At 71.1% G+C, this 6,822-nt stretch carries 6 protein-coding genes; 5 read left to right on the top strand and 1 reads right to left on the bottom strand.

The features are described 5' to 3' along the window. Nucleotides 1–123: 123 nt before the first annotated feature. From NBZ83_RS12050 to glmS, 5 genes are all read left to right on the top strand, one after another. Nucleotides 124–375 (top strand): hypothetical protein, encoded by a 252-nt coding sequence (locus NBZ83_RS12050; RefSeq protein WP_261574960.1) that lies wholly within the window; start codon nt 124–126, stop codon nt 373–375. A 598-nt stretch (nt 376–973) separates the two neighbouring features. Next, the gene (rplM, locus tag NBZ83_RS12045; RefSeq protein ID WP_136447125.1) at nt 974–1,417 is read left to right on the top strand and encodes a 50S ribosomal protein L13; all 444 of its coding nucleotides are present in this window, start codon (nt 974–976) and stop codon (nt 1,415–1,417) included. 93 nt (nt 1,418–1,510) lie between these two features. Next, nucleotides 1,511–1,918, top strand: coding sequence for a 30S ribosomal protein S9 (gene rpsI / locus NBZ83_RS12040; RefSeq protein ID WP_136447124.1), 408 nt, complete (start codon nt 1,511–1,513; stop codon nt 1,916–1,918). A 115-nt stretch (nt 1,919–2,033) separates the two neighbouring features. Continuing rightward, nucleotides 2,034–3,398, top strand: coding sequence for a phosphoglucosamine mutase (glmM, locus tag NBZ83_RS12035; RefSeq protein ID WP_261567193.1), 1,365 nt, complete (start codon nt 2,034–2,036; stop codon nt 3,396–3,398). 103 nt (nt 3,399–3,501) lie between these two features. Beyond that, on the top strand, nt 3,502–5,475 hold the full coding sequence (glmS, locus tag NBZ83_RS12030) for a glutamine--fructose-6-phosphate transaminase (isomerizing) (RefSeq protein ID WP_261567192.1): 1,974 nt from the start codon (nt 3,502–3,504) through the stop codon (nt 5,473–5,475). A 336-nt stretch (nt 5,476–5,811) separates the two neighbouring features. On the opposite strand, the gene NBZ83_RS12025 is transcribed toward glmS, so the two are convergent. Then, the gene (locus NBZ83_RS12025; RefSeq protein ID WP_261574959.1) at nt 5,812–6,402 is read right to left on the bottom strand and encodes an SWIM zinc finger family protein; all 591 of its coding nucleotides are present in this window, start codon (nt 6,400–6,402) and stop codon (nt 5,812–5,814) included. Between the last annotated feature and the right edge of the window lie 420 nt (nt 6,403–6,822).

Raw genomic sequence — 6,822 nt, 5'->3', positions numbered from 1 at the left:
GTGGATGGATTCGGGTTGGCGGGGGGATTCGGGTCGTTGAGGGGGGTGATGCCCGTCAGCTGTCCGGGTGCGCCCGACCAGCCCCGGATCGACCAGCCGGTCGCTGGTCCGGAGGGACCGTGCGTGGTCTCTTGCCGCGGTGGGAAGCCGGTCGGCGCGGACGAATGCGCAGAGGAGGCGATCTGCTGCTCCGATGACGGCGACGGCTGGGCCGGCGTGGTCGGCTCCGGCATGGTCGACTCAGGCATGGTCGACTCAGGCATCGACGGCTCCGGCGTGGTCGGCTCCGGCGTTGACGCCGCGGAGGTCGACCAGGCCGGGCCCGGGTCCGGATCGGCACTGGAGGCCGCGATGTGGTCGAACGAGAACGCATAGGTGCGCGGGCCGCCGAACAGGGGATCGTCGCTCGGGGGCGTCCACCCGTCGTAGCTGACGTAACGACCGCGCAGGTTCTGACCTCCCGCCGACGCTGGATCCGGCAGATGGTCCGCCGCGCCGGCGGGAGCGACCCCGCCGTCCCCCGTGGGATCGGATGGGCTGCCCGCGGACCCGGTCGGTGCTTCCGGCGGGGCGGGGCGGTCCGGTCGGCCGCGCCGCGGAGTGCCCGACCCCGCACGCTTCTCGTATCCCCCGCCACCCAATTCAGTCATCTCGGTCAGAATAGCTAGCTCGCTGGAGGGCGCCAGTCCGCGCTCGGGCACCGCCGCGCCGGTCTACCCGCCGACGTCCGTCCGATACGCCGATCATCCAGCGAGGTTCCGACTGGCCGGGCGGGTCGGGCACGCGTGGTGCGGGGGTGCAGTCCAGCGGCGGTGGCCGGTTGGGCCGCTCGGCGGTCCACTCCGATCGCCTGGTAACCTCAAAGACTGCTGCGCGTGACACGTCCCGTCTGCGCGCTCACCATTCTTGACGAGATCCGCCCGAGACCCTTTGGAGTTCCCGGGCGGGATCGTCCGAACGAGAAGGCAGACCTGTGCGCACGTACCAGCCCAAGCCCGCGGATGTCCAGCGTGTGTGGCACGTCATCGATGCCACCGACGTGGTGCTCGGTCGGCTGGCGACCCAGGCCGCCGCGTTGCTGCGCGGCAAGCACAAGCCGTACTTTGCTCCGCATATCGACACCGGCGACTTCGTCATCGTCGTCAACGCCGGCAAGGTCGCGCTGAGTGGAAACAAGCGCCAGCAGGCCCAGTACCACCGGCACTCGGGTTTCCCGGGCGGTCTGCGCAGCACCTCGTACGGCGAGCTGCTCGACACGCGGCCGCAGATCATCATCGAGAAGGCCATCAAGGGCATGCTGCCGAAGAGCAAGCTCGGCCGCGCCCAGGGCACCAAGCTGAAGGTCTACGCGGGGTCGACGCACCCGCACGACGCTCAGCAGCCCACTCCGTTCGAGATCATCCAGGTCGCGCAGTAACCGCTGACCTCCTCCAGCCGGTCAGCGGGCGGTGTTGATCCGCCCCGGGCGCCGGCTACGGGAACCACGCATCAACCGAGGAAGGAACGCGACGTGGCTGTCGTGACCGACGTACAGGGCAATCCCCGCGCGACCGGGCGGCGCAAGGAGGCGGTCGTCCGAGTGCGCCTGCTTCCGGGCTCCGGAAAGTGGACGCTCAACGGGCGGACGCTGGAGGAGTACTTCCCGAACAAGGTGCACCAGCAGCTCGTCAACGAGCCGCTGAAGGCGCTGGACAAGGCCGAGTCCTACGACATCGTCGCCCGGCTGCACGGCGGCGGTGTGTCGGGCCAGGCCGGCGCACTTCGACTCGCCGTCGCCCGCGCGCTGACGCTGGCGGAGGAGGAGTCACGGCCTACTCTCAAGAAGGCCGGCTTCTTGACCCGAGACGCTCGGGTCAAGGAGCGCAAGAAGTACGGGCTGAAGAAGGCCCGCAAGGCTCCGCAGTACAGCAAGCGCTGATCTTGCGTCCCCCTCGTCGGCGCGCCCCCACGGTGGGCGCGCCTGCGGAGGGGGCGGGCGCCGCCGGTGCGTGCCTCGGTCTCCGCCTGAACCTTCGACTTCATGGGGGACCTCAGTGACGAGGCTCTTCGGCACCGACGGTGTACGAGGCGTGGCGAACGTCGACCTCACGGCTGAGCAGGTGCTGTCGTTGGCCGCTGCCGCCGTGGAAACGCTGGGCACGCCGGGCCGGTCCACCGGGCCGGCGCGGCACCGGCCGCTCGTCGTCGTCGGTCGGGACACCCGTCCATCCGGGGAGTTCCTTGAGGCTGCGGTCGTCGCCGGCCTGGCCGCCTCGGGTGCCGACGTCGCCCGCATCGGTGTGGCGCCGACCCCGGCCGTGGCGCACGCGGTCGCCGCCAGCGGCGCCACCTTCGGCGTGATGCTTTCCGCCAGCCACAATCCCATGCCGGACAACGGCATCAAGCTGTTCGCCGCCGGTGGGCTCAAACTCCCCGACGAGGTTGAGGACGCCATCGAGCGGCGAATGGCGCAACCGCCCGGGCCTCGACCCATCGGCGCCGACGTCGGGCGCGTCCGGGACGAGCCGGGACTTCTCGACCGCTACGCGGACCACCTGCTTGCGGCCCTTCCAGGGCGGCTCGACGGCCTGCGGGTCGTCGTCGACTGCGCCCAGGGCGCCGCCTCCGCGCTCGCGCCGCGGGTGCTGCGCGCCGCCGGTGCGGACGTGGTCGCGCTGCACGCCGACGGCGACGGCGTGGCGATCAATGACGGTTGCGGCGCCACCCATCTGGACAGCCTGCGCGCGGCGGTCGTCGAACAGGGCGCCGACGTCGGCATCGCCCACGACGGCGACGCAGACCGCTGCCTCGCGGTGGACGCCGCCGGCGACATCGTCGACGGCGACCAGATCCTCGCCATCTGCGCGCTCGCCATGGCTGAGCGCGGCGAGCTGGCCGACGACACGGTCGTCGTCACCGTGATGTCGAACCTGGGCTTCCGGCACGCGATGCGTGAGGCCGGGATCACCGTCGTGACCACGCCCGTCGGTGACCGGTACGTGCTGGCCGCGATGCGCGCCGGCGGCTATGTGCTCGGCGGCGAGCAGAGCGGGCACGTTGTCTTCCTCGATCACGCCACCACCGGCGACGGGCTGCTGACTGCGCTGCGGCTGCTCGGTCGGGTCGCCGAGACCGGTCAGCCCCTCGGCGAGCTCGCCAAGGCCATGACCCGGCTGCCACAGGTGCTCGTCAACGTGCGTGGTGTTGACCGGACCCGGGCGGGCGCCTCGCCCGAGCTGCTGGCCGCCGTCGCCGCCGCCGAGGCCGAGCTCGGTGACGGCGGCAGGGTGCTGCTGCGGCCCTCCGGCACCGAGCCGCTGGTCCGGGTGATGGTCGAGGCGGAGACCGACGCCGTGGCTCGGGACACCGCCCACCGCCTCGCGGCTGTCGTTCGCGCCGCGCTGCCAGCCCCCCGCTGAACCCGCCCGCGTCAATCTGCGGGCGAGGCCACGCCAGGACAACTTGCGGTCCGTTCGGCCGGGCACGTCCGCGGGCCATGGGAACCTGCGTACGCTGAGGCGCATGTGCGGGATCATCGGGTACGTCGGTGACCAGTCGGCCCTGGACGTCGCGTTGAACGGCCTGCGTCGCCTCGAGTATCGCGGCTATGACTCCTCCGGCATCGCGGTCGTCGGTGCCGGGGCGCTGCGGATAGCGCGGCGGGCCGGCAAGCTCGCCAATCTGGAGAAGTTGCTGTCCGAGGGCTCGGAGACGGACCCGATGCCCGGGACGACCGGGATGGGGCACACCCGGTGGGCTACCCACGGCGGCCCGACCGACGCCAACGCCCACCCTCACACCGACTGCACCGGCGCGATCGCCGTCATCCACAACGGCATCATCGAAAACTTCGCCGCGCTGCGCGCCGAGCTGGAGGCGATCGGGCACGAGCTCGCGAGCGAGACCGACACCGAGGTCGTCGCCCATCTGCTGGAGGTCGAGCTGGGCAACGTCGCCGCCGGGCCGGCGGCGACGGTCCCGGAGGACGTCACCCCCCGACCGACCCGACCCGGTACGGGTGGTGCACCCGGCCCCGGCGCATCAGCCAATCTCACCGCCGAGCCGGGGACGCACCCGCTGACCGTGGCGCTGCAGCGCGTCTGCCGCCGGCTGGAGGGTGCCTTCACCCTCGTCGTGCTGCACCGCGACTTCCCCGAGGTGGTCGTCGGCGCCCGGCGTAACAGCCCGCTGGTCGTTGGGCTGGGGGCGGGCGAAGCCTTCCTCGCCAGCGATGTCTCGGCGTTCATCGCCCACACCCGCGAGGCGATGGAGATCGGGCAGGACCAGGTGGTCGAGGCCCGCCGGGACGGCGTCACCGTGACCGACTTCGCCGGCGAGATCGTCGAGGGGCGCCGCTACCACGTCGACTGGGACGCGGGTGCCGCCGAGAAGGGCGGTTACCCGTACTTCATGCTCAAGGAGATCAACGAGCAGCCGACCGCACTCGCGGACACCCTTCGGGGTCGGCTTTCCACCGACGGCGCGATCGTCCTCGACGAGGAGCGGCTGTCCGCCCAGGACTTCCGGGACGTGGACAAGGTCTTCATCGTCGCCTGCGGGACGGCATACCACGCCGGCCTGATCGCGAAGTACGCCATCGAGCACTGGACCCGGCTGCCCTGCGAGGTCGAAATGGCCTCGGAGTTCCGCTATCGGGACCCCGTGCTGGACCGATCCACCCTCGTGATCGCGATCAGTCAGAGCGGCGAGACGTTGGACACGCTCATGGCCGTCAAACACGCCCGCGAGCAGAAGGCCCGGGTGCTCGCGATCTGCAACACGAACGGGTCGACGATCCCGCGGGAGTCCGACGCGGTGTTGTATACCCGCTGTGGGCCGGAGGTGGGCGTCGCCTCGACCAAGACCTTCCTCGGGCAGGTCGCGGCCTGCCTGCTCGTCGGCCTTTACCTGGCGCAGGTGCGCGGCGTGCTCTACGGCGACGAAGTCGCCGCCTACGTCGAGCGGCTGCAGCGGATGCCCGACCTGGTGGAGCGGACGCTAGGTCGACTCGAACCGATCCGCGAGCTCGCCCGCAGCCTGGCCGATGCCAAGGCCGTGCTCTTCCTCGGCCGCCACGTGGGCTACCCGGTGGCGCTGGAAGGGGCCCTCAAGCTCAAGGAACTCGCCTACATGCACGCCGAGGGCTTCCCGGCCGGTGAGCTCAAGCATGGGCCGATCGCGCTCATCGAACCGGGCCTGCCGGTGATCGTCGTCGCGCCGTCGCCGCGCGGGCGTGCGCACCTGCACGGCAAGATCGTTTCTAACATCCAGGAGGTCCGGGCGCGCGGCGCGCGGACCATCGTGATCGCCGAGGACGGCGACGTCGCGGTGGAGCCCTACGCCGACCATCTCATCCGCGTGCCGGCGACCTCGTCCCTGTTCGCGCCCTTGGTGACGACCCTGCCGCTGCAGGTGTTCGCCTGCGAGCTCGCCCTCGCCCGCGGCCTCGACGTGGACCAGCCGCGCAACCTCGCCAAGTCCGTCACGGTGGAATAGAGCCACCCCCGTGAAGTGCCTTCGGCACTTCACGGGGACCCCTGGCCCTGGGGTGGCTGCTGGTTTCCGTCAGATCGCCTTCGGCGGTCTTCCTGGGATGGTCGAGGGGGCCTTCGGCACTTCACGGGGACCCCTGGCCCTGGGGTGGCTGCTGGTTTCCGTCAGATCGCCTTCGGCGGTCTTCCTGGGATGGTCGAGGGGGCCTTCGGCACTTCACGGGGACCTCTGGCCCTGGGGTGGCTGCTGGTTTCCGTCAGATCGCCTTCGGCGGTCTTCCTGGGATGGTCCGAGGGGGCCTCCGGCACTTCACGGGGACCCCTGGGCTCGGGGGCCGGGTCAGGGTGAGGGCGCGGTGCCGTGCTGGCGGCCGTGCCAGGCGACGGTGGCCTCCCAGAGGGCGTCGGCGACCGCCTCGCTGTCGTCCGCGGCATCGAGCAGCGTCTCCACGAGCTCGGCGCGGGGGGCGCGGCTGAGGAACACCCGCATCGCTGCGTGCACCGGGTCGTCGGTGAACAGCGAACTTTCGCCGATGATCCCGCCGTTCTCCTCGTCGCCGTCGCCGTCGTCGTCCTCATCGTCCTCGTCGTCCTCGGCCAGGCCCGCGGAGCCGGTGGCGACGAGGGCGACGGCGACCGCGTGGCGGCAGAACGAGCCGGTTGCGCCTTCGGGACACGTGCAGCCGGTGCGCGGCCCGTCGTCGGCCGCCTCCAAGCGGACCTCGTGAGGCCCGTCGTCGTCGACCGTGCCCGAGGCGTTGGTGGGCCGGATGCGGAGCTGCTCGACGCGGCCGAGCAGGGCCAGGTTCACCCCTTCGATGAACACGTCGGTGCCCGCGCGCTGCGCGCAGGCACGTTCCTCGAAGGCTGCTTCGAGCGGGGTGACGGCGTCCCCGCCGTGCCCGTTCTCTCCGGACACAGAAATGATCACTGGTTAATCCTACGGAATGCGAGCGGCGATCGTACTGGCCAGGTCCACCGCATTACCGAGACTCGCTTGTCTTCCGTAGCATCGCGATATATCGTGAGCGTACGCGATAGCGTGTGGATGGCCTCCGTTGGTCACCCGTGGAGATGAAAGGAAAGATCATGACATCGCAAGCGATACCAGGCCCCTGGGGCCCCTGGGGTAAATGGGGGCGCGCAGCGGGGTTCGATCCCGCGAGGCTGTCGGAGTTCTTCGAGACGATGGCCGGATGGGGGGACCGTGAGGCCGGTGGCTGCGGAACGAAGGAATCGGCGGCGCGTGACCGCACCAGCCGCACGGCGCGTGGCGGACACGGCGGAGGGCACCATGACCACGGCGGGCCCAGCGAGGGCCGGCCGCGTGGGCGCCGTGGCGGGCCGGGCT

Origin of the sequence: Frankia gtarii (assembly GCF_025403375.1) — a bacterium.
Taxonomy (GTDB): Bacteria; Actinomycetota; Actinomycetes; order Frankiales; family Frankiaceae; genus Frankia; species Frankia gtarii.
The sequence above is the reverse complement of the archived record's forward strand: the minus strand, read 5'-3'. Positions and strand labels throughout refer to the sequence as shown.

Bases quoted from the DNA above. Each gene is read 5' to 3' on its own strand.
- glmS (WP_261567192.1), top strand. From the start codon at position 3,502: ATGTGCGGGATCATCGGGTACGTCGGTGACCAGTCGGCCCTGGACGTC.